General features: G+C 54.0%; 1 protein-coding gene. It reads left to right on the top strand.

The genetic code is table 11. From position 1 onward, the window contains the following. Positions 1-4: 4 nt before the first annotated feature. On the top strand, positions 5-285 hold a 281-nt coding region (locus tag ACLJXE_RS24350), incomplete at its 3' end, for a GPW/gp25 family protein (protein ID WP_410752239.1).

Genomic DNA, 285 nt, shown 5'->3' with positions numbered 1-285 from the left:
CGACATACTGACCACGCCCATCGGGAGCCGGGTTCTTGTCCGTGACTATGGCAGTGATCTGTTTTCGCTGGTGGATAACCCACGGGATGATATGACCCGTCTACAAATAATCGCCGCGTCTGCGACCGCACTGGCCCGGTGGGAGACGCGGCTGAAGGTAACCCGTGTGCTTGTTTCCTTTCCTGAAGGGAAGTCCGGCTGTGTACTGGATATCGAGGGGATCAACAAGGAAACCAATTTACCTGTCAGAACGGGAGACATAACGATTTATGGCAAGCAGCTATG

It is taken from the genome of Citrobacter sp. U14242 (genome assembly GCF_046555775.1).
GTDB lineage: Bacteria > Pseudomonadota > Gammaproteobacteria > Enterobacterales > Enterobacteriaceae > Citrobacter.
Note: the sequence above shows the minus strand (reverse complement) of the source record. Positions and strands in the feature narration are given on the sequence as shown.